Source organism: Clostridium magnum DSM 2767 (assembly GCF_001623875.1).
Lineage (GTDB): Bacteria > Bacillota > Clostridia > Clostridiales > Clostridiaceae > Clostridium_AM > Clostridium_AM magnum.
Genome location: NZ_LWAE01000002.1, coordinates 892,848 through 916,457, shown reverse-complemented (window position 1 = coordinate 916,457; position 23,610 = coordinate 892,848). Strand labels below are relative to the sequence as shown.

General features: G+C 30.8%; 19 protein-coding genes. 5 read left to right on the top strand and 14 right to left on the bottom strand.

The window, feature by feature from the left end; translation table 11 throughout:
- The first annotated feature begins 139 nt into the window (after positions 1-139).
- Positions 140-2,140, top strand: a complete 2,001-nt coding sequence (locus CLMAG_RS11630; protein ID WP_066622210.1) for a methyl-accepting chemotaxis protein — start codon at positions 140-142, stop codon at positions 2,138-2,140.
- A gap of 107 nt (positions 2,141-2,247) precedes the next feature.
- Positions 2,248-3,171 (top strand): DMT family transporter, encoded by a 924-nt coding sequence (locus tag CLMAG_RS11625; RefSeq protein WP_066622206.1) that lies wholly within the window; start codon positions 2,248-2,250, stop codon positions 3,169-3,171.
- 56 nt (positions 3,172-3,227) lie between these two features.
- On the opposite strand, the gene CLMAG_RS11620 is transcribed toward CLMAG_RS11625, so the two are convergent.
- The 11 genes from CLMAG_RS11620 to CLMAG_RS11570 form a co-directional block, all read right to left on the bottom strand.
- Positions 3,228-3,950 (bottom strand): amino acid ABC transporter ATP-binding protein, encoded by a 723-nt coding sequence (locus tag CLMAG_RS11620; RefSeq protein ID WP_066622204.1) that lies wholly within the window; start codon positions 3,948-3,950, stop codon positions 3,228-3,230.
- Entirely contained in the window at positions 3,947-4,597 is a 651-nt protein-coding gene (locus CLMAG_RS11615) for an amino acid ABC transporter permease (RefSeq protein WP_242873006.1), read from the bottom strand. The genes CLMAG_RS11620 and CLMAG_RS11615 overlap by 4 nt, the downstream gene beginning before the upstream one ends.
- Positions 4,598-4,736: 139 nt before the next feature.
- Complete coding sequence (locus tag CLMAG_RS11610) at positions 4,737-5,522, bottom strand: transporter substrate-binding domain-containing protein (protein ID WP_066622202.1); 786 nt, start codon at positions 5,520-5,522, stop codon at positions 4,737-4,739.
- A 331-nt stretch (positions 5,523-5,853) separates the two neighbouring features.
- On the bottom strand, positions 5,854-7,326 hold the full coding sequence (locus CLMAG_RS11605) for an MFS transporter (protein ID WP_066622200.1): 1,473 nt from the start codon (positions 7,324-7,326) through the stop codon (positions 5,854-5,856).
- Entirely contained in the window at positions 7,307-7,783 is a 477-nt protein-coding gene (locus CLMAG_RS11600; RefSeq protein WP_066622198.1) for a MarR family winged helix-turn-helix transcriptional regulator, read from the bottom strand. The genes CLMAG_RS11605 and CLMAG_RS11600 overlap by 20 nt, the downstream gene beginning before the upstream one ends.
- A 237-nt stretch (positions 7,784-8,020) precedes the next feature.
- A complete protein-coding gene (locus tag CLMAG_RS11595) occupies positions 8,021-8,968 on the bottom strand; it encodes an AEC family transporter (RefSeq protein ID WP_066622196.1) in 948 nt (315 codons plus the stop codon).
- A gap of 235 nt (positions 8,969-9,203) precedes the next feature.
- Positions 9,204-9,896: a GGDEF domain-containing protein gene (locus CLMAG_RS11590; protein ID WP_066622194.1), complete on the bottom strand. Its 693-nt coding sequence runs from the start codon at positions 9,894-9,896 to the stop codon at positions 9,204-9,206.
- A gap of 627 nt (positions 9,897-10,523) precedes the next feature.
- Positions 10,524-11,303 (bottom strand): SIMPL domain-containing protein, encoded by a 780-nt coding sequence (locus CLMAG_RS11585; protein WP_242873005.1) that lies wholly within the window; start codon positions 11,301-11,303, stop codon positions 10,524-10,526.
- Positions 11,304-12,042: 739 nt separating this feature from the next.
- The gene (locus tag CLMAG_RS11580) at positions 12,043-12,420 is read right to left on the bottom strand and encodes an HIT family protein (protein WP_066622191.1); all 378 of its coding nucleotides are present in this window, start codon (positions 12,418-12,420) and stop codon (positions 12,043-12,045) included.
- A gap of 146 nt (positions 12,421-12,566) precedes the next feature.
- Positions 12,567-13,493 (bottom strand): AEC family transporter, encoded by a 927-nt coding sequence (locus tag CLMAG_RS11575; RefSeq protein ID WP_066622190.1) that lies wholly within the window; start codon positions 13,491-13,493, stop codon positions 12,567-12,569.
- 22 nt (positions 13,494-13,515) lie between these two features.
- A complete protein-coding gene (locus tag CLMAG_RS11570) occupies positions 13,516-14,175 on the bottom strand; it encodes a serine/threonine-protein kinase (protein ID WP_066622189.1) in 660 nt (219 codons plus the stop codon).
- 398 nt (positions 14,176-14,573) lie between these two features.
- On the opposite strand from CLMAG_RS11570, the gene CLMAG_RS11565 reads away from it, so the two are divergent.
- The 3 genes from CLMAG_RS11565 (at position 14,574) to CLMAG_RS11555 (ending at position 17,592) form a co-directional block, all read left to right on the top strand.
- Entirely contained in the window at positions 14,574-15,305 is a 732-nt protein-coding gene (locus tag CLMAG_RS11565) for a phosphatase (RefSeq protein WP_066622188.1), read from the top strand.
- A gap of 616 nt (positions 15,306-15,921) precedes the next feature.
- Complete coding sequence (locus tag CLMAG_RS11560) at positions 15,922-16,425, top strand: shikimate kinase (protein ID WP_066622187.1); 504 nt, start codon at positions 15,922-15,924, stop codon at positions 16,423-16,425.
- Positions 16,426-16,554: 129 nt separating this feature from the next.
- Positions 16,555-17,592: a 3-deoxy-7-phosphoheptulonate synthase gene (locus CLMAG_RS11555; protein ID WP_278330531.1), complete on the top strand. Its 1,038-nt coding sequence runs from the start codon at positions 16,555-16,557 to the stop codon at positions 17,590-17,592.
- A gap of 99 nt (positions 17,593-17,691) precedes the next feature.
- On the opposite strand, the gene sstT is transcribed toward CLMAG_RS11555, so the two are convergent.
- The 3 genes from sstT to CLMAG_RS11540 form a co-directional block, all read right to left on the bottom strand.
- Positions 17,692-18,924, bottom strand: a complete 1,233-nt coding sequence (gene sstT / locus CLMAG_RS11550; protein WP_066622182.1) for a serine/threonine transporter SstT — start codon at positions 18,922-18,924, stop codon at positions 17,692-17,694.
- A gap of 536 nt (positions 18,925-19,460) precedes the next feature.
- Positions 19,461-22,016 (bottom strand): SpoIID/LytB domain-containing protein, encoded by a 2,556-nt coding sequence (locus CLMAG_RS11545; RefSeq protein ID WP_066622180.1) that lies wholly within the window; start codon positions 22,014-22,016, stop codon positions 19,461-19,463.
- A gap of 100 nt (positions 22,017-22,116) precedes the next feature.
- Positions 22,117-23,487: a hypothetical protein gene (locus CLMAG_RS11540; RefSeq protein ID WP_066622178.1), complete on the bottom strand. Its 1,371-nt coding sequence runs from the start codon at positions 23,485-23,487 to the stop codon at positions 22,117-22,119.
- Positions 23,488-23,610 lie beyond the last annotated feature (123 nt).

Genomic DNA, 23,610 nt, shown 5'->3' with positions numbered 1-23,610 from the left:
TCTTTTTCACTAATATATTAATAATATAGATAATAACGAAAATTATGTATAAAATGTATATAAAATGTTGTATAATGTACATGTGTAAAAATTAGTCATATCTACAAAAATAAACAAGAAAAAAAGGGGAGATAGTACTATGTTAAAAGAAATTAATAGTATAAGCACTAAGATTATGATTCAAATCACAATACTTATACTACTAGTCTCTGCAGTTATAGGGACAAGTTCCTTCTTTTATGCATCAACAATGTTAACTAATTCTATAAATGACAAATTAATAAACGGAGCTAATGATGGAGCTAAGTTGATAAATAAAGAAATTAATAATTACATTTATAGAGTGGAAGATGTAGCAGAAAGACCAGATATAAAAACTATGAATTGGGATATACAGAGGGAAATACTTATTAAAGAAGCGAAAAGATTAGGTTTTGAAAGATTTCAAGTTGGAGATTTAAATGGAGATGTTGTAAGTACTACTGGTGATAAAGCTAATGCTAAAGATAGAGAATTTTATAAACAAGCTCTTCAAGGTAAATCAAATGCTGCAGATGTCTTGTTTGCAAGAATAGATAAGAAAATGGTTATCGTAATATCTGCACCAATAAAGGATAACGATGGTAACGTTATCGGTGTACTTTCGGGAGTTTCTGATGCTACAAAAATGAATAAAATATTAGAAGATATAAAAGTTAATAACGATGGCTATACATTTATAATAAGCAGTGATGGTACAAAAATGGCTCATAAGAATTATGATCTTGTTAAAAATGCAGATAATGATATAAAAAATTTATCTAAAGATTCTAATCTTAAAGAACTTGTTGACATAGAAAAAAATATGATTGCTGGCAAGAATGACTGTTCAACTTATGTGTATAAAGGTGAAGCTAACTTTATTGCATATGCACCAATATCATCTCAAAGATGGAGTTTTGCTATGGTGGAAAGTAAAGATAAGGTTTTAAGCTCTGTAAGAGAACTGGAAAAGAAAATTATAATGATTACAGGCCTTTTTGTGATTATCGGTATAATAGTTGGGTATATGATAAGTACTAAAATAAAGATGCCTCTGAAAAAGATAAATAAATATGCTAAAAGACTTGAAGAAAAGGACTTGAGTCACAGAATAGAAATTATGGGACAAGATGAATTTGCACAAGTAATTAGATCAATAAATAGTGCATCAGAGCATTTAAGGGATGTTGTTTCAAAGGTAAGAACTGAAGTAGAAACGGTAGCTACATCCACTAAGTCTACAGAGGAAATGTTTAATGATGTAAACGAAAGGCTGCAGGAAATAACTGCATCTAGTGAAGAAATATCAGCAAGCATGGACCAATCATCAACTTCACTAAAAGAAATTACTGAAAAGAGTAGAGATATAAGAAAAGAATCAGATAGTCTTACAAGTGAATCTATTAAAACATTAGAAACTGTAAAACAAATGAAAAATAAAGCTGATGAAGTAAAAATGGAAAACGAAAAATATAAGGACAAGAGCATTGAGGAGTATACAAATTCAAATAAAAAACTTCAAGCTGCAATTGAGAAATCTAAGAATGTAAAAACAATCTCTGATATGACTCAAAAAATATCAGATATTTCTAAACAGACAAATCTTTTAGCTCTAAATGCTGCAATAGAAGCTGCTAGAGCAGGTGAGCAAGGAAAAGGGTTTGCTGTTGTAGCAGATGAGGTAAGAAGACTTGCAGAGGAATCTTCACGTAAAGTTGAAGATATACAGATGATAGTACAAAAGGTGCTTTTGTCTGTTGATGAACTTTCAGAATCTGCTGATGAAGTTATGCACGGGATGGGCCAAAAAGTAGAGGAAGTTTTTGATAGAGTTACCTCCTTAAGTGATGAACATAAGAAAAATCAAGATATCTTTGAAAACATCGTTAAGAGATATACTGATACTCTAATTAAAATATCTGAAGATATGAATAATATAACTAATGGAATAGAAAATGTTTCTGCTATGGTTTCAGAAGTTAATAAATCCTCAGAAGGTATCGCACGAGCTATAATTATAGTAAATGAAAAGAATATGAGTATATCCAGTAAAGTTAATGAAAATAGAGAAAGTACGGAAAACCTTTCATCTACTATTACCAAATTTAAAGTAGAATAGTAAGAATATCATTGAAAAAAAAGCATATAAATGAGAAGATATAGATGTAAAGGCAAGTGAACTTTTACACCTATATCTTTAATAAAAATCAAACAAGGAGAAGATACATGAACAAACAGACAGTTAGATCTAACTTAATATTATTACTTACTGCCGCTATATGGGGCTTTGCATTCGTCGCACAAAGAGTTGGTGGCCAATATATAGGGGCATTTACCTTTAATGCTGTGAGATTCGCTCTTGGAAGTATGTCACTACTTCCAATTATTCTTTTTCAAAATAAATCTAACAAAGAAGGTAGCGAAATCGAAGGTTTAGGAAAAATTATTACCATTGGGTCTATTGCTGGAATTATTATATTTTTAGGTTCCTCATTTCAACAGATGGGATTAGTGTATACTGGTGCTGGAAAGGCTGCATTTATAACAGGACTCTATATTGTAATTGTGCCTATCTTAGGTATATTCCTAAAACAATATATTAGTATTAATTCCTGGTTAGGCGCTATAATTGCTGTTATAGGGCTATACTTTTTGTGCGTAACAGATAAATTTTCCATATCCCATGGAGACTTTCTTGAACTTATTTGCGCTTTCTTCTTTGCAGCTCATATCCTATTAATAGATCGTTTTTCCGGAAAAGTTGATACGGTGAAATTAGCTTTTTTTCAGTTTCTCACATGCTCAATACTTAGTTTTATAGCCGCATTGCTATTCGAGAAGACAACTCTAGATTCTATTTATCAAGCAGCTGTACCTATTCTTTATGGAGGTATTCTTTCTTCAGGGGTAGCTTACACCTTGCAGATTGTAGGGCAAAAAAATGCTGAGCCCTCTCAAGCAGCTATTATAATGAGTATGGAATCAGTATTTGGAACTATTGGTGGCATCTTAATTTTGGGAGAAAGCTTTGGAATTAAAGGAATTTTAGGCTGTTTACTTATGCTTGCTGGAATGCTCCTAGCTCAACTAAAAAGTTCAAAAGAGAATACTACCATAGAAACAGAAGATGACACACTAGCATGCAAATAACATAATTAGATAATTTGTGTCAAAAATAAAAGTATGAGCCTAAACTCATACTTTTATTATAATACTTTTCCTAAGAAATCTTTTGTTCTATCATTTTTAGGATTAGTAAAAATATTCTCTGGAGTATCCTCTTCTACAATATATCCATCAGCCATAAAAATAACTCTGTCCGCTACTTCTCGAGCAAAGCCCATTTCATGAGTTACAACTATCATAGTCATACCTTCCTTAGCTAAATCTTTCATAACCTGAAGTACTTCCCCTACCATTTCAGGGTCTAGTGCTGAGGTTGGTTCATCAAATAGCATAATTTCAGGTTCCATTGCTAAAGCTCTAGCAATAGCAACTCTTTGCTTTTGGCCTCCTGATAACTTATCTGGATATTCGTTAGCTTTATCTCTCAAGCCAACTTTTTCTAATAACTTGAATGCCTTTGCTTCTGCATCACTTTTATTCATCTTGTTTAATTGAACAGGTGCTAATGTTATGTTTTGAAGCACTGTAAGATGAGGAAATAAATTAAAAGCTTGAAAAACCATTCCTAGTTTTTCTCTAAGTTTATTTACATCTGTTTCCTTTAGTGCAATATCCTGTTCATCAATATAAACATGTCCACCATCTATTTCTTCAAGTTTATTTAAACATCTAAGTACTGTACTCTTTCCTGAACCTGAAGGTCCGATTAAACAAACAACTTCACTTTCATTTACTTTAAAACTTATGTCTTTCAAAACTGTATTTTTATTAAATACCTTTTTAAGTCCTTTAACTTCTATCATACTTTAAATTTCCTTTCTATACAACGAGATATATAAGTTAACGCCATAATCAATACAAAATAAAATATTGCTACAAAAGTCCAAGTTTCAAAAGCTCTATAATTTGATGCCATTATAATTTCACCGCTTTGTGTCAGTTCTCTAATACCAATTACAGATAATAATGAAGTATCTTTAAGTGATATAATGAATTGATTAATAAATGCGGGTATCATTTTTCTTACAGCCTGTGGCAAAATAACAAGTCTCATTGTCTTTCCATAAGGAAGACCTAAACTCCTTGCCGCTTCCATCTGTCCTTTATCCACAGCCATTATTCCGGCTCTAAATATTTCTACCATATAGGCTCCTGCATTTAAACTTATGGCAATTACTCCAGCAGTAAACGCAGGTATTTTTATGCTTAAAGCTCCTGGAATACCAAAATAAATAAAAAATGCTTGTACTATAAGTGGCGTACCTCTTATTACATCTACATATATTCTTGCTAAAGCTTTTAATATTTTATTTGTACTTATAGACATCAATCCAAAAACTAATCCTAATAAACTTGCAAGAATTAAGGCAACTACAGTAATTTGCAAAGTCATTGATAAACCTGATAAAAGATCAGGTAAACTTTCTTTAAATAAAGACATCATCTCCAAGTAATTCAGCTCCTTCTATATTTTTACTATAATAACAAATTTCTAAACTTTTTCTTTAACCTTTAATGGTGGTATACAAATTCTAAGCATTATGAATTTGTATACCACCATTTTACTTTTAGATTATGTTTACTCTATATTACTTTTTAATATATTTTGCAACTATTTTATCGTATTCTCCATTTTCTTTTAGCTTCTTAAATCCGTCATTAAATGCATCTAATAATTCTTTGTTACTTCCTTTTTTAACTGCAAATCCATACATCTGTTTGCTTAGTTTATCTCCAGCAATTTTTAAACCTGAATTAGGATCTACGGAAATCATATAAGCAATTACAGGATAATCTTCAAAAGTAATATCTGCATTTCCATTTTTTACTTCCTGCATCATTGATGGAGTATCATTGAAATATTTGATTGTTAAATTTAGCTTGTCTTTATTTTCTTCTGCATATTTTGCTCCCATAGTTCCCTTTTTAACTGCAAGTGTTTTTCCTTTAAAGTCCTCTGGAGAGTTTATCTTATCATTGTCCTTTTTTACTACAGCTGAAAGGCCAGACTCATAATATCCCTCTGATATATCTAAAACTTTTTTTCTTTCATCTGTTATACCCATACCAGCTATAGCCCCATCAATTTGATTAGATTGTAATGCTGGAATTATACCTTTAAAATCCATTGGCTTCAATTCATATTCGAATCCTTCTATTTTTGCAATAGCTTCAAGCAAATCTATATCTATACCTACATATTTTCCGTCTTTTTGGAACTCAAATGGAGCATAAGTTGCATCCGTTGCTATTACATATTTTTTAGTGAATTTCTTACTTGAGCTAGTGCTTGTCTCTGTTTTAGTAGTTCCACAACCAACTAAACTTGCAGCAACCATCATCATTGCTAAAGCTTTTACTATAATTTTCTTCATTTTGTGTTTCCCCCTCAATTATATCTATATTGCAAATTAGTATTTACAATTATTCATTTTACGAATAAATAATATCAAAATATTTTTTAAGTGTCAATAAAAATTCTTCAAAGCTTAAATCAATTTTTCAAATATATTTCACTTTTATTAATGATATGTCATATATCTGTATAATTCATAGCACTTTTATAAATTATTATAAGTTTTCTTTACTTCAATCCAATATTCTTAATTTTCTTACAAATACTTTTCCCAAATAATTAACTTTCCGAAATTGGCAATGTAAAGCAATAAGGATATTCTCCTTAACAGAAAATATCCCTTGTAAAAATTAATTTAAAACTGTTTTTTCTTCTAACTGTGATGTTTCAACTTTAGCCTTCTTTATTTTTTTGATATTATACAATCTCAATGCAGTAATTACAACTCCAATTGTACACAGGATTCCTGCAGATAAATATACACACTTCATCCCATAAATAAACACATCATCCCTGCCATTTATATAGTCAATTACTCTATATCCAGCCTTGTAGCTCATTCTGTTGTATAGTAAAAGGGTGGCTAGAGAGGTACCAACAACGAACCCAAGATTTCTAATAAGTGCATTCACGCTACCTGCAATACCAAGCTTGTCTTTTGGAACTGTAGACATTATTAAAGAATTGTTAGGTGATTGGAATGCTCCATTTCCTATGGTCATAATTACTATATATAACATTAGCATTGTAACCGTTGATTTTTCATTTAAGGTAGATACCAATAGTAATCCCATGCTTGTCAATATAAGACCAATCAGTGTAAGAATCTCTGATCCAATCTTATCTGATAAGTAACCGCTAAAAGGGGCTACCACAGCTAAAACAATTGGAGATACCATCATAAAGAATCCGGTTGTCGCTGGAGAAAGTTTTAATACATCTTGAAAGTAAAAAGGTAATATTATATTTGATGCACTAATTGCAACAAAGGAAATAAAGGCACATATTATACTTATGGAAAATAAACTATTGTTGAAGATTTTTAATTGGAGTAGAGGTACCTCCATTTTTCTTTCCACCATAATGAACACTATAAAAGCAATAATCGCAATAGCAAAAGCAGAAACCATAATCGGATTATCGTATCCAATACTTTGCCCCTGAACTAATGCTCCAAATAACAGCACAACAGCAATTGTGAATAAACAAGCTCCTTTTATATCAAGTTTTTCATTTAAAACTGTATTAGATTCTGGAAATACCTTAATAGTAAGTATAAAAACAATTATTCCTATCGGTACATTTATTAAGAATATATACTTCCAGCTTATAGCTGAAACTATTATGCCGCCAAGTGGAGGGCCTGCCATAGCACCTAATGCAACAAAGGTTCCAAGAACTCCAAGGGCTCTTCCCCTCTCGTTTTGAGGAAAAACCTGAGTTATAATTCCTTGATTAGTAGCCATAGTAGCAGCTGCACCTACTGCCTGTATAACTCTTGCTGCCACAAGTACTGGCAGTGAATTTGTAAATCCACACAATAAGGAACCTAACGTAAATAAAACTACACCGAATCTAAATATCTTCGTCTTTCCTTTTATATCTCCAAGTCTTCCAAATATTAAAATTGTAGCTGCAATAGTTATTAAGAAACTAGTAACTACCCATTCAATAGCTGCCATACTAACATTTAATTTATCTGACATATCTGGCAGTGCCACATTAACAATACTACCATCTAAAGTAGCCATGAATGTTGCAGATAAAACTGTAAACAAAATTATCCATCTTTTTTCATATATTTCATTTTCTTTCTTGTTCAATACTCTTCATCCTTTCACAACATTCTCTTTTATATTTCTTTCCATTTTCTAAAACATTTTCTAAAAACTCCAAGGAACTTTCTATTCTTTCTTTATCATTGCCCTGTACTAAAATATCAGTCCATTCATTAAGAATCTCAATAAGTTCCGGCATTATACTCTTTGCTTTATCGGTTATATAAAGTTTATAAGCTCGTATATCCTCTTCATTTTCTTCTTTTCTTATATATCCAAGCTCTATTAACTTTTTAATAGTTCTTGCAGACATTGCTTTGTCTACGCTAAGTTCTCTGCTTATTTCATTTTGACTTATGCCTTGATTTTTATTCAACACAAGTAAATAAGGGTATGTTCCTATGCTGAGATCAAATTTTCCAAGCTTTTTATCGATATAAACCTGTGTGCATCTATATATACCATTAGTTAATTTAAGTAAAATTCTCACGTTATTATCCATAAGTTCTCCTATTCTATATTTTTATTTTTCTGTTTTCTTAGTTAGTATCCCATAAAACATCAAAACATCTAGCTAAAACTAAAATAACACAATATCGTTGATTAGTCAACTATATTGTGTCGGTTTTATAAAAATTATTTATCTCATGACTACCCACTCTAATACTACCATCTGATTCAAGTTTTACTTTATTTAAAGTGCAGTATAGTTAATCTTCCAATTCGAAAAGAACAATTCTTACACCACGAATCCCAATCTTTTTAAGATAAAAATCCACATAGTTAATGTAACCGCTGATAATAAAGTAGTTGCTACAACAATACTTGAAGTCAAAACTCCATCATTATTCATATTTTTTGCCATAATGTAACAACTTGCTGTAGTTGGAGATCCCAGCATAACAATCAAAGCAATAAGCTTTTGATCTCTAAACCCAAAATATGCTGCCAGAGGTAAAAATAGAGCTGCTTGAGCTACTAATTTAACCAAGCTAGCTGTTAAAGTCGGTTTTATTTTTGCCAAGGCTTTTCTTCCTTCAAAACCAGCTCCAATTGCTACTAATGCTAGTGGAGAAGCCATAACCGCAAAATTCTCCAGTGTCTTATCAATCATTTTTGGGAGTTTAATATTTAATAAGGACTCTAATATCCCCAGTAAAATCCCAATAATAATAGGGTTCTTTATAATATTAATGCATGCCTTTTTTATATTGTTTCTTCCTTTTTCCTTATTCTCACCTTCAAATGTAAGTACAATAACAGAGTATATGTTATAAAGAGGAACTGCTCCTATAATCATTAGTGGTGCCATTCCCGCATCTCCATATATATTTTGGACAAAAGCAATTCCCAGAACTGCTGCACTTCCACGAAAAGCTGCCTGAACAAAAGCTCCTGTCATTGAGCTGTCTTTCATAATTTTTTTAGTAACATACCAGATTGTCCAAAAACAAATAGTTGTAACCACTGCACAAAACAATACAAACTTACCATCAAAATCCTTAATTATATTAGTTGATCCTATATCCATAAATAATAGTATAGGTAAAGTTACCTTAAAATTAAATTTATTAGCTACATCTATAAAGTTATCATTTAACATTCCTATCTGTTTTAGAATATAACCTATCACAATAACAGAAAATACCGGAAATGTGGCATTTACACTGTATATTAAACTTTCCATTCTCTAGTCCTCACCCTTCTGCAACCTATAGCCATTTTTTCATTAGTTAATTTTTTGTCTAAACTTGTCCTTGACAGTAGAATAATTATAACATATATTTTTATTAAATGTACTAGCTGCTTCTATAAAGTTATTCTATAAGCTTCTTATTTGTTTTTAAACATAACCTATTATAAAAAAGGAATTGTTAGTTCTTATCACGGTAATAAGAACTAACAATTCCTTTTTACTTAAACTATAAATCAAAGCAGACATCTAAAAAAGCCACTGAATTCTTATTGATTTTTGCCTTATATAATGCTTTATCAGCTAAATCTATGAAAGTATTTATATCCATTTTGTCTCCAATTGAGGCAATTCCTATACTAGCCGTAACTTTAAAACTAGTACCATTATAATAAAAATAATGATTATGTATTATTCTTCTAATTCTATCTGCAACATTGAATGCATCTTTCCCATTAACTCCATGAAGAGTTATTACAAATTCATCACCACCCCATCTAGCAGCTATATCAGTGGTTCTGATATTATTCTTTAAAATATGAGATAGCTGTTTTAGAATTTCATCACCTGCAATATGACCATATGTATCATTAATGTCCTTGAAGTTATCTAAATCTATTATCAGCAGAGAAACATATGTCTGTTTTTTTTGCAAACTTTCCATCGCATTAGTTATATTCATATTAAAAAAGTTTCTGTTGTTTAATTGAGTTAAGGTATCTATGTACATAGATTTGTGAAAAAAGCGTGTTACCTTTCCAAGCTTAAGTATAAGGATAATATGAATACATGCTGATAATAACCAGATTAGAAAGACTAAATAATTTGATAAATATAACGTAGCTGCGTATCCCAATATATGTAAAAAAAGTATAACCACTGATGCTATAATTGGAAAAAGATTAATAAAAAGTCTATTCATTAGTACCACCTCCAATAATATGTACGAAGAATCTACAAAATATGAGGGGATATAGAAGTAATTTTTACAAACTTTTTCATAATTTTTATTACTCTATAAAAAACAGTATGAAGTGGCAACTTGAATCAGATGGGAGTATTAGAGCGGGTAGTCATCAGATAAAACTCATATTTATACCATAATATTATATTTAACTTCAAAATTTATTCTCTGCTCTTCTCACTTAACAACCAATAACTTTATCAAAAAATAAAAAGGACCTCCGAGAGGCTACAACCTCTAGGGTCTTTTCATTTTTTATGACATGTAATATTCTCTTTAGGAACAGAATTGCTCTTTTCAAAATTATCAATCAAGTGATTCACATAGACATTCTTCGATAATATCAGCAGTTATTATTACTAGTTCCTTATCCATAATTTCACCTTCTTTCATTTGAGTATACCATATACTTTATACCCATTATTGATTTCTGTCAATAAATTTTTCGTTAATTTTTTTAATATTCTTAATGTTTTAACAAAAAACACCAATATCTCTACTAAAGATTATTGGTGTTTTTATATTAAAACCCTTTTATACCCAAAATTAAGCTTGTCTAATTTTTACCCATTATAAAAAATTCCATTAATACTCATAAACTAAGCTAACATTTGCCTTTATTTTATAAACCCCTGGTTCAACGATCATACCTTGATCCATAACGGAACTAGCTTTTTCTGAAGCATTATAGAAAACTGGATATTGGATAGGAATGCCATTGGAGTTTTCTGTTATTTTTGAAGGAGTTGTTAGTTTTACATCTATACAATTAGCCATTACTTGCGCCTTGTTTTTTGCATTGGCTATAGCATTTTTTAAAGCTAAATTATAGTACTTTTCATAATCACTAACACCAAAAGTTATGCCATTTGAGTTATTTGCTCCATTTATTATAGCTGTATCAATTATATTTCCAAGAGAATTTATATTTTTAGCTGTAACACTTAAAGTACTTGTAACCGTATAGCCAACAATTGGGCTATTTCCTGTTTTTTCTTCATAATTGTATTTTGGACTAATAGAATAGTTAGTAGTCTTAATGTCCTCGCTTGCTACTCCTGATTTTTTAATTGCTGCAATAATACTATTCATCGTAGTTAAATTAATTTTTTGAGCTTCGCTTACACTACTCTTTTCTGTAGTTACTCCAAAGGATACATATGCCATATCCGGTGTTACACTTATCTCTCCATCCCCATTAACATTTAGTTCTCTTGCTGTAGATACACTAGTTTGAACTTCTGCTGCCAACACCTTATGATTTACAGTTGGAGCTACTCCCATTAGAAAAAGAGATATAGCCGCAGTCATAAGTACAAATGTCCCTTTTACTTTTAATAAATTAATTTTTTTCAAATTTACCACTCCTTTTATTCTTATATTTTCTTAATAATAAGTATATTATTTAATACCTCCTTTTCCTCTTTATACTTGGATACCCTAAATTTAACTTCCTCGATCATATATTTAGACGAGTAAACCTTCTCTTTCGCTTCAAAAAATTAATTTTTTTTAATACCAATATATTTATTACACTTTTCCAAAAATAACATACTAATATTCTGCATGTTATTTATAAAACTACACATATTAATATCATAAGGAACATGACGGTTGAGCAAAGAGCTATATATGCTATTAAATGTGGTATATATAGTTCGACCAACGATTATAAAGTGGTCATTAAAAGTGGCTATTTTATAGTCAGAGGTAAGATTTTATAGGGTGGGGAAAAGTTTTATTGTAGTCGATGTTATATTGATTATAATAAGATTCCAACTTATTCTTTAAGGTCGAGTTAAGATCGTTCAGGGTGTTGATGGATTAATTCCTGTTGATTCTATACAGCCAAAAGGTTGTATAGGGTTGAGTAGATATGTTGAATGGTTGAAGGAACCATGATTATAGGTTGTGATTTGTTTTATTATAGTCGAAAGATTATAATGGGATGATAAGCTATCTATAATTGTGCAACATAGATCGTTATATTCTTTTACTTGAACTTGGAATCTAGGAATAGGTTTCATTCTAAGGGAAGGAAACGGAATCATTTTAGTAATTTATTACAATGATTCCGTTTCCTTTTTTTATTTAATTATCTTTCCTACCCATCATATTCAACTAGAGGCTCTTTTAGATTTCTGATTCCACCTCTAGGGTTTTCAACATCCCCTTTATATCTTGGAATAAGGTGTACATGTAAATGCTTTATTGTCTGTCCAGCATAGTAACCTACGTTAACTCCAATATTATATCCTGCTGGTTCATACTGAATATCTAACATTTCCTTTACTTCATGAAGTAAACTATATATAGATTTTATTTCTTCTTCTGTAGCTTCAAAGAAAAAAGGAAAATGTCTTTTTGGTATTATTAATACATGACCTTCATTCACTGGAAACTTATCCATTATAGCAAAAGCTAATTTATTTTCCGCAATTATTTCCGATGAATTGCAGTTACAAAATATACATTCATCCATTCTTATATCCTCCTACTGTAATTTCATTTTTAATGATCTTTAGAACTTACTTATGAATTTATCCGATGACTACCTGCTCTAATACTCCCATCTGATTCAAGTTTTCACTTCATAATCTTATATCTATCTTTTATAGTTAATTGAGATTATAATTTTACCATAACAATAAGAATAGGTAAAATTATAAAAGAAGCAAGTGTTGTCCATAAAATACATTTAGAAACAATTTTAGGAGATGCATCGAATTTTTCCGCTAGTATAACTGAATTTACTGCTACTGGCATGGATGCCAAAATAAATAGAACGGAGTGCAGTGTTCCTGTTATTCCTAATATATATAACACAAAATATGCTATAAGCGGTGATAAAAGTAAACGTATTGTCATGCCTGAGGAAAAAGCTCTCTGAACTCCCTGCTCCAACTCTGAATTTTTCACCCTTGCCATTTGAGCTCCTAATATAGTCAAAACTACAGGTGAATATGCTTCACTAATCATAGAAATGCCCTTTTCAATACCGCCAGGAAAGTGAAGATTAAAAGTTCTCATTAAAATAGCCAATATTGTTGCATAAATAGCAGGCAATGTAAACACTGATTTCACTGCATCTTTTCCAGAAAATCTAGAACGTGCTGCAAAATAAACACCAATTGTATTTACTATAATCATTTGAGCAACCACATAAACAGAAGCTTTGTCCAATCCCAACTTTCCAAAAGACAGCAAAACAAGTGGAAGGCCGTAGTTAACACTGTTTGTTAATGTAGATATTAAAGTAAGACCTGCAGTTTCTGGGGGAGATAACTTTAAGGTTTTCCCTAGTATATTAGCAGTAGCCCATAAAAACACAAGATTAACTATACAAAATGCCAGGGTACTGTACACTTCTCCCAAAGAAATTTGAGCTGTAGTCAATGTCTGAAAAATCATTCCTGGCGTTAAATAGTATAAAACTAGCGTTAACAAAGGTTTTGTTTCAAGGTCTTTAAATCTCACAAGAAGCGCTCCAGCAATTACAGGTATAGAAAGGGGCATAATAACTTGAAATAAAGTAGATAAAACTGTCTCTATCATATAAAAAAATCCTCTCTAGTATTTATATTTCTTTAGTTATCTTCTTAAGTTTTTTATAATATCTATAACTTTTTCTTATTAAATTAAGCAAAAATTCTGGAATAGGTATTGTAAATCTATATAAAAAAGGCACATAATATCTATAATAAGCTTTTTTAAAATCATCCCATAAAGAACAATATTCCTTATGTTTAAAATCTGAAATATCAACTACAACTCCCCTATTTCCCATCATCATTATGTTTTTCACATGGACATCATGAGGATAAAGTCCCCTTTTTCTTGCATATTTAAGAGCTTCTTCAATATCCTGTATTATTTTTGGAGGAATCTTTATTCCACGCCTAAAACAGTTGTATAGTGTAATCCCCCTAATTCTGTTAAGTATTAGATATTCCTCTGTATAATAGACTAAATATGAATAAGCCGGATGTCTTCCAATGGCTTTATATACCTCTATTTCTTCTTTTAACCCTATTCTTCCTGCAGCATATATTTTTACTACATAATCTTGAAAATCTTGATGAGTAAATACTGCAGCATAGTTGCCACATCCTAATAAGATCCAAGAATCTGGTATGTGCTTTACTACTACTGGATCTCCTGAATCTATACTTTCAATAACTATATTAGTCCTAAGCTTTTTATCAATTATAGATATAAATTTTTCAACCTCATTCATTTAAGATTCTTTTCTCCTTTAATGATAAAATGTTAAAATATATCACTTATTTAACATTTTATCAAAAATAACCTAAATAATGAATATAATTTTGTATTTATTTGATTTTTACCCTTTCTCTTCTAATGAGCTTATTAAAAAACAATCAATTAACTGACATAAATATGAAGTGGAAACTTGAATCAGATGGGGTTTCGTCTACGACCCGGGGCTTTGCCCGTTAAATGGCATTTAGGCATTTAACCCCCACCTGATTCTTAGTTGAACGAGGGATATAGCCGCTCGCAACGTACTCTTTGAGAAGATGGAGTATTAGATCGGGTAGTCATCGGATAAATTATAATATATAATAAATAATGACATTAATTTTAATTACAACTTGAAAGGAGTTAATATATATGAAATGTTTTCTTGATATGCACACTCATACTATAGTCAGTGGTCATGCTTACTCAACTTTATCAGAAAATGCAAAACATGCCAGTGAGAAAGGAATTCAACTTTTAGGCACAACAGATCACGGATCTTCCATGCCTGGCGCTCCTCATGAATGGTATTTTGCTAATCTCAAGGTACTTCCGAGGGAACTTTTTGGTGTTACTATGCTTTATGGCTGTGAAGCCAATATAATAGATTATGAAGGAAACTTAGACTTACCAATGTTTCTTCAAGAAAAAATGGATATATTAATAGCAAGTATGCATGAACCAGTAATGGAATCAAATGAAGATGCTGATCTAAATACCTCTGCTTTTTTAAAGGTTATGGATAATCCTAATGTACACATTATAGGTCATTCAGGCAACCCTAGATTCCCAATCCATGAAGAGGAGCTAGTAAAAAAAGCAAAAGAAAAAAATATACTTATCGAAATAAATAATAGTTCCTTTGTAAGTTCAAGAATTGGAAGTGAAAAAAACTGTGCTAGAATAGCTCATCTATGTAAAGAATATGGTGTAAAAATAATATTAAATAGTGATGCACATTTTTATCTAAACATAGGTAATTTTCATGCTGCCTTAAGTATGCTTAAGGAGATCGATATGCCTGAAGAACTAATTATAAATAGAAGTAAGGAAGATTTTTTAGATTTTCTAAAAACTAAAGGGAAGAATATAAAATTAAAATAGATGGAGATTCCCACTCCATCTATTTTAATTTTATATTTCCTATTTAGCTCATTTGCATAGAATATATTGAAAATTTACGTTAAAAAGAAAATTCTCTATTGACATAAAAAAACTAGGTGATATAATTACATATATAAAATTTATCTTATAAATTAATAAAAATTTTCTATAATGAAAGGTGTTTGGAGGATAAAATTATGAAAAATATCATTGGAAAGGGAATAAGCGAAAAATTCTATTTTTATTTTAGCTGGGGCTATTTTTATTTTAGCGCTAGTTACTTTTTCTGCAAAAAAATATTTATTCCAATTTTCAATGAGTTTAATAAATCGAATTTTATCTCGTGTAGAAAAATTCTATACGTATAACACTATAAATTTGGTTTACACAATAAGGCTCATTAGGGCCTTATTTTTTTATTTAATTTTACGAGGTATATCCTGATGATTACATTTGTATTAAAACCCTTATAGCGCGCAAAAGAGTTATTAATTACATAAAATTAAACTTAAATCAGATGTGGCTCATATACAACTTACAGTATTGGAGACCCTTAAGTATTGCATAAAGCTAATAAAATAAATTAAATTTATTTAAAAATTAAGGAGATGGAATAATGGGAGAAATGAGTAAAAATATAATTTTAATAGGTATGCCCGACTCCGGAAAAACTACTATAGGTAAACTTTTATCTGAAAAGTTAGGATTAAAATTTGTTAATGCAAGTCAATATATAGAAGAAAACTGTGGAAAGTCTATGCCAGACCTACTCAATGATGGAGAAGACCATTTGGATAATACAGAAAGAAACGTAGTTGATAAACTAAGCAGATTAAAACACACAATAATTTCTACTGAAATAGAAGTGCTAAAGAATGATTCAAATATAAAAGAGTTAAGAGAAAATGGTATTATAATTTTTATAGATAAACCTTCAGAAGGAATCACTGAAAATCAGAAATTGACTAGTAATACAAATCTCTTAAAAGATAAAGCACTTAAAGTTCATGAACATCTTAGTGAAAAATATGAAATTTATAGAAAATGCTGTGATTTGCATTTAGTTAACGACAATAACATTGATGATATTGTATACTACATTTCTTCTATTTACTCCTAATTTCTAGTATATTTAAACTCTAGAGAAGGAGCTTCATATAAGACTAAGTATTAGAACAAGTAGTCATCAGATAAAAATATTAATAAGTTCAATCAGTAGCTTAACTAATTAAATGTATTAACGAAAGGAATTAATAATATGAGTATGAAATTCATAAAAAAAATACCTACAGCACAGGAGATTATAGGAGAAATGCCTTTGTCAGACCATATTAAGGAAATTAAAGAACAGAAAGATATGGAGATAAGAAAGGTTTTTCAAAATGAAAGTGATAAATTTGTTCTTATAATAGGACCATGTTCTGCCGATAATGAAGATTCTGTCTGCGAGTATATCGGAAGGCTTGCAAAAGTTCAAGAAAAAGTAAAAGATTCTATTATTATTATACCTAGAATATATACTAATAAGCCAAGAACCACTGGTGAGGGATATAAAGGAATGGCACATCAACCTGATCTACATAAAGATCCAGATTTAGTTGAAGGAATAAAAGCAATTAGAAGACTGCATTTGAAGGCATTAAGTGAGTATCATATGCCTGCAGCTGATGAAATGCTATATCCTGAAAACTTTGACTACCTTGCAGATATGTTAGGTTATATTGCTGTTGGAGCCCGCTCAGTTGAAAATCAACACCATAGGTTTACTGTGAGCGGTGTTGATATGCCAGTAGGAATGAAGAACCCTACCAGCGGAGATATCAATGTAATGTTAAACTCCATCAAAGCAGCGCAGCTCGAGCATTCTTTTATATATGGCGGTTGGGAGATTAAAACAAGTGGAAACCCTCTTTCACATGCTGTTTTAAGAGGCGCTGTAGACTCTTATGGAAGAAATATTCCAAATTATCATTATGAAAATTTGACTTGCCTAGTTAAAGAATATGAGAAGCACCAGTTATTAAATCCTTCTATTATTGTAGATACAAATCATGCAAACTCAATGAAACTCTATAAAGAACAACCAAGAATTGCAAGAGAAGTATTAGCCAGTAGAAAATATAATTCTACACTGAAGAAAATGATTAAGGGACTTATGATTGAAAGCTATCTTGTAGAAGGTAGACAAGACGTAGAAGATGGTGTTTATGGAAAATCCATAACAGATCCATGTTTAGGTTGGGAAGATACTGAAAATTTAATTTACTATATTGCTGAAAATCTGTAAATCTAAAATATAAAAAGAAACTTTAGGTAAAGAGAGCCCTCTATAGCAGAGAATAAACTGCCAATAGAGGGCTTTAATAGGTATAAAATAATTTAATTACTATTCATTTATAGTAATTTCTTTTCCTTCTTTACGCCACTTAGCAAATTCAGCTGCTGCAGTGAAAAGTACGTCTGTTGATGAGTTAAGTGCTGTTTCGCAAGAATCTTGTAAAACCCCTACAATAAAGCCTACACCAACTACCTTCATAGCAACGTCATTTGGAATTCCGAATAAGCTACAAGCTAGAGGTATTAGTAATAAAGAACCACCTGCTACACCTGATGCACCACAAGCACATACAGCAGAAAGTACGCTAAGGATTAATGCAGTAGCTATATCTACTTGAATTCCAAGAGTATTAACCGCTGCAAGGGTCAATACAGAAATAGTAACAGCTGCCCCAGCCATATTTATTGTAGCCCCTAATGGAATAGATACAGAATAAGTATCCTTATCTAAACCAAGTTTTTCACATAAACTCATATTTACAGGAATATTTGCAGCAGAGCTACGTGTAAAGAATGCTGTAATACCACTTTCCTTTAAGCACTTAAGCACAAGAGGAAATGGATTTTTACGAATATTTAAGAACACAATAATTGGATTTATAACAAGTGCCACAAAGAACATACATCCAATCAGAACCACAAGTAATTGTCCATAACTTAATAATGTTTTGATTCCGTTTGTAGCAATAGATTCAAATACTAGTCCCATTATTCCTAATGGTGCAAAGTTTATAACCCATCTAACTACTTTAGACACTGCATCTGAAAAATTAGAAATCATTGTTTTTGTAGAATCAGCTGCATTTCTTAATGCAAAACCAAGAAGTACTGCCCAAGACAATATTCCAATATAGTTAGCATTATAAAGTGCTTTTACTGGATTATCAACAATGTTCATTAATAATGCTTTGAGAACTTCTACTACACCTCCAGGAGGTGTTACATTCTCAGCACCTGCTGCAAGTTTTAAGCTTACCGGGAACATAAAGCTTGCAACAACTGCTATAAGTCCAGCTAAAAATGTTCCTACAAGATAAAGGACAATAATGGATTTCATATTGGTTTCATGACCACTCTTGTGTTGAGAAATAGCGGACATAACCAAGAAAAAGACCAATATAGGTGCAACTGCCTTCAAAGCACCAACAAATAAAGAACCTAAAATAATGACTGATTTTGCTTGCTCTGGAATCGTTATAGCTAAGATAATACCAATAATCAAACCTACAATTATTCGTTTTACCAAGCTCATTTGATTCCACTTGTTCATTAGATTTTTCATAATCTTTTTTCCCCCCTAATTATAATAAAAACAAAATACCACACTACTAATTTAGAGACATATCGACCTATCTATCCCTAACAGCTGTGACACAATAGTAATTTTATCACAAATCCCAGTATATTTGAAGGAAAAATTGATTTTTTCTTCAAATATACTCATTTTAAAAGAAAAGTTTATTGCAGTTTTTATTTTTTATAACAGTTAACTCATCTAATAAAAATATTATATTCTTGCATTTAATAGCATTTCAATTACACTTATCTCTTATATTTTTGTACAATTAGACTATTTCATATTTAGTAGCTCCATTTCTCAAAGTATTTAGTACCACATACCCTCCTTTACTTCTTAAGTCTCTTGCAAGAATTTTCATTTATCGAATCTTATTATTCCTATTTTTTTAATGACAGCAAGGTGTACTACAAATTCCTAATCTTTATCTGACTTTAAAAGTTCATCCCTCATCTTTAGCTCATATATACCTAAAATCAAAAAACAGAAACTTTGAAAAATATCAAAGCTTCTGTTTTTTACTAAAAGCTTAAGTTTTTAACTCCTGATTTTGTTATAAGGGCTGTATTTAGTGAACTATAAGTCCAACTTCCTACAATACCAGATACCGGGATGCCAGCATTTGTTTGAAATGTACTTACTGCACTAGTAGTTTGACTTCCAAAATAGCCTGTAGCGCTAAGACTATATCCTAGCTTTATTAGAGCATTCTGTAAAGCCAATACATCATTACCTGTCATGCCAGTACTTAATGGTAATGTAGCAAGATATAGTGGTTTACTATTCACAGTGACATTAAACTGCTTCATGCTGTCGTAGGCATTTGTGCTTAACCCATCTTTTCCATAGACTTTAACTGTGTAAGTCCCTGCTGTAGCTGGTGTAAAGGAGAAACTGCTTGAGTTGCTAAAAGTATTAGATGCCACCATCTTTCCATTGCTATATACCTCATGTCTATAGCTTAATCCAGAAGGACTTGCCCCTACGCTGCTAGCATAAAAACTTATTGCAGTTCCTTCAAATAAGTACCCACTGACATTTACAGTTTTAATTTGAGGTTTATATACATTTAAGTTTAAGGCACTTTTAACATCATAAGCTTTTTCCGATAGCGAATCCTTTAGATATCCAACTACTTGATAGTATCCCGCTGTTGTAGGCTTAAAACTAAATGTGTTTAAGTTTGAATACCCACTGTCCACTACTATGCTACTTCCATTCATCATCACAAACCTATATTGAGCATTACCGGACCCATTTACTTCATTTATATTATAATTCACAGTGTTTCCAAGCAGAATAGAATTTTTTGTACTAGTATAGGTCATAGTAGGTTGATTATACGCTGTAATAGTCAGGGTTTTTATATCGTCATAATCCTTTGTAGACAGTGAATCCTTCATATATACTGTTATATTATAAGTTCCACCATTGTTAACTGTATAAAGTAAATTTGATTTACTACTGTAATCTGTAGTTAACAGAGTTACTCCACCTAAAGAAATTACATACTTATAAAGATAGCTGCCAGAACCTAAAGTAGCTGTTGAGTTTAGGTTAACAGTTTGTCCAACTAAATACTGAGTTTTATTAGTAGTAAAACTATTTATACTAGGTCCTTGGTATACTTTAAAGAAAGAGATTTTTGTATCCCCATACTCTGCTATTGAATTTTCATCTTTTACATAAACTTGTATAGTATAATCACCCTCAGAGCTTGGTACATAATCTAAAGATGAAATACTGCTATAATCTCTAGTGTATACAACATTAGCTCCATTCTTTATCACATACTTATATAAATAAGCTCCACTGCCAGATGTTGAAGTTGCATTAAAAGAAATAGTATTTCCAATAAGTTGACTATTTGTACTCTGAGTAAAGTTAGTTAATATAGGGGTTAAAATAAGATTCTGTAAATATACATTTTGATAATAAAATTTTAAAATCTGATCATAAGTCTGTCCTGCACCAGCTCGATTTTTAGCTCCAATCTGGCTCATTCCAAGGCCATGTCCATTTCCTTTTCCTGAAAAAGTATAAGTTCCACTTACTCCATCATAGGTTACAGTATAAAGATTGCTTGGTAAGCCAAGGAAACTCCTTGTATAATCATTTATCACAGATTTTGTTTGCTGGGCTCCTGTTGAATCCTTATAAATAATATTAATCTTTGACACTCTACCACTTGTAAATTTAGTTATAGAATTTAAATCTAAGCTTACAAAGGTATCTGTAGAAGCTAAATATTTTTTACTTACTAAAGTTGCTTGTATCTGTGCATTAGTCAATACTACATTGCCCTTAGGCCAAGCTAAATTTTCGAAGGAGTCTTGTACTGATCTTAAATATGGCACATTATTCCCCCATACATTTTCACTATTTTCTGAAACTCCCCCATGCCAAGCAGAGTACAACGTCTCAACAAGTTTGTCATTGTACAGAAGTACTTGTCCCTTAGTCTGCTCTACAGCACTGATCACATTGATAAGACTTGCATCATAACCTTTATAGGTTTGGTAAGCTGGAGTATCATCAAAATCATAGCCATTAGCTGCACCATAGCCAATTCTTGATATGGCATAATTTCTTGCCCCTACTGCTTGTGCCTTCAAGGCTTCCATTGGATAATTATTAGCCATTTCATAGCCAACCACACCCTTTAGGTAGCTTTCAATATCAATGGCATTAATAGGTAATAATTTTCCATTATAATACTTTATAAGAAAAGAACCTAAATACTTATTGGTTACTAAACCAGAGGTAAGTGTTACTAAATTAGAACTATTGTTGGGTATTAAAATAATCTGACTTTGTACTGTTCCATTTAAGGTAACACTTGTTCCACTCACCCCAATATTTAAAATAGATCCCGACGGATACACTTGTCCATTTAAAGTATAGTCTCCATTTAATGTAACTGTTATATTAGTAGAAGACATACTTAGAAGTCCTACCTTTACATTATTAAAGTAACCATTGTTTTGATAAGCATAAGTCTTTTGTACAAAGGTAATTGGAAGAATTGCAACCAAGAAAATAAACATTGTAAAACTTGCAACATATCGTTTAAACATAAACCACCCCTCCTCTAGATAATTGGTCCTTTAGTAAAATATCGGTAGAATATTCACTAAATCCAATGAAATCTAGAGGAAGTTCAGGAATATATTGTATTTACTCCACTTTACGAATTTCGGAAGTTTCTATTATTTCCAGCTGCTTAATATGGTGAATATTGTATTTATATATTACTTTCTTAAAATCAATATTATCATTTATAAGTTCATCAGATATATCAAAATAATCCACTTTTACGTCTATTCTATCAATAATATCCTTAGGTGTTGGGAATTTAAGAGTGGTTACTATATATCTTTTTATAAATAGTCTTCTAGCCTCTTCTTCAGATAGCCCGTTTTGATTACTGTCTAACAGGAGCAATCTATCTTTCTTATAAATTTCAGTTAAGAGTTTTCTATCATTTTCTGAAACCTTAAGTAAATATTCAATTAGAAGCTCTCTGCTGTTATCTAGAATTGACTGAAGATTATCTTCTGTTTTGCTACTGCCAAATTGGATCAACTTATAAAATCTATTATTTTTATTTTCTCTATTTTCTCCTTTTATGAATTCAACAAATTCATTTTTTAGCTCTTTAATCTCCTTATCAAACTCTTGCTTTTTATATGTATTTACAATATACCCAAATCTTCCAGCATCTAAGAGATAATGTTCAATGATTTTCTTAAGCTCTGAATAAAATAGCTTGGTATCTCCAAGTTTTTTTAAATCCTCTGCAGAAAATATATTCCAACTCCTAGCCTCTCTCTCATCACGGTTATCTAACATTAGTGTAAATGGTCGTAAACTAATCTTCTTATTCTTAATTTTAATGCCAATAGATTGTATCTTAACTATTTTATAATTACTTCTATAGTAATTTACCTTTCTCAGTCTGTTAAGACCAATTGGAGGATTAAAGCTTAAATTTTTAATTGTTTTACCTATATTTTGTTGAATATTAATGTATCTATCTCTACCTAACTCTGAATTCAATGATGAAAATAACTTTTCTCTACTTATCATTTCTCTATTTATTAATAGTTGTTTTTCATTGTTAAACAACTCTACATCAATTTGTTTAGTTATAGCTGAGTTTCCCAGTAATCCATTAGGAACCATTTCCTCAATATAATTTTCTTCAAGCAATGAAATATTAGTGGTGTATATCAAGCAATTGTTATCTACAATGATAATCCCTATTCTAATTTTGTCAATTAATTGAACTTTTAAAATATCATAGTTCTTCAGAATTAAATTTAAGGATTCTACATCACCTAGCCCCTTTCTTATAGATTCTTCACCGGACTCCAAGTATAGCCTACATTTTACATCCTTATTTTTTACTATATTAAGTATAGTTTTAACTTCTTCCTGTTTATATGCTGGTTTAGCAATAATTATCCTTTCTTTTGCATCTTTAATAAAGGATAATAAATAACCATCTGTTACGCTAACAAATTTAATTTGTTCATCTCCTAACATATCAAATCTCCCCCAATTCATAGATATAAACATTAATATCAGTATAATTTCCATTTATATAATTCCATATTCTTCAATTCTTTTCAATTTCCTCCTTTTAATTCTATTAATTTCACTACTCCA

Coding starts and splice junctions, on each gene's coding strand:
- CLMAG_RS11610 (WP_066622202.1), bottom strand. CDS start 5,522: ATGAAGAAAATTATAGTAAAAGCTTTAGCAATGATGATGGTTGCTGCA.
- CLMAG_RS11620 (WP_066622204.1), bottom strand. CDS start 3,950: ATGATAGAAGTTAAAGGACTTAAAAAGGTATTTAATAAAAATACAGTT.
- CLMAG_RS11580 (WP_066622191.1), bottom strand. CDS start 12,420: ATGGATGAATGTATATTTTGTAACTGCAATTCATCGGAAATAATTGCG.
- CLMAG_RS11595 (WP_066622196.1), bottom strand. CDS start 8,968: ATGGAAAGTTTAATATACAGTGTAAATGCCACATTTCCGGTATTTTCT.
- CLMAG_RS11600 (WP_066622198.1), bottom strand. CDS start 7,783: ATGGATAATAACGTGAGAATTTTACTTAAATTAACTAATGGTATATAT.
- CLMAG_RS11540 (WP_066622178.1), bottom strand. CDS start 23,487: ATGTTAGGAGATGAACAAATTAAATTTGTTAGCGTAACAGATGGTTAT.
- CLMAG_RS11545 (WP_066622180.1), bottom strand. CDS start 22,016: ATGTTTAAACGATATGTTGCAAGTTTTACAATGTTTATTTTCTTGGTT.
- CLMAG_RS11630 (WP_066622210.1), top strand. CDS start 140: ATGTTAAAAGAAATTAATAGTATAAGCACTAAGATTATGATTCAAATC.
- CLMAG_RS11565 (WP_066622188.1), top strand. CDS start 14,574: ATGAAATGTTTTCTTGATATGCACACTCATACTATAGTCAGTGGTCAT.
- CLMAG_RS11560 (WP_066622187.1), top strand. CDS start 15,922: ATGGGAGAAATGAGTAAAAATATAATTTTAATAGGTATGCCCGACTCC.
- CLMAG_RS11570 (WP_066622189.1), bottom strand. CDS start 14,175: ATGAATGAGGTTGAAAAATTTATATCTATAATTGATAAAAAGCTTAGG.
- sstT (WP_066622182.1), bottom strand. CDS start 18,924: ATGAAAAATCTAATGAACAAGTGGAATCAAATGAGCTTGGTAAAACGA.
- CLMAG_RS11575 (WP_066622190.1), bottom strand. CDS start 13,493: ATGATAGAGACAGTTTTATCTACTTTATTTCAAGTTATTATGCCCCTT.
- CLMAG_RS11590 (WP_066622194.1), bottom strand. CDS start 9,896: ATGAATAGACTTTTTATTAATCTTTTTCCAATTATAGCATCAGTGGTT.
- CLMAG_RS11625 (WP_066622206.1), top strand. CDS start 2,248: ATGAACAAACAGACAGTTAGATCTAACTTAATATTATTACTTACTGCC.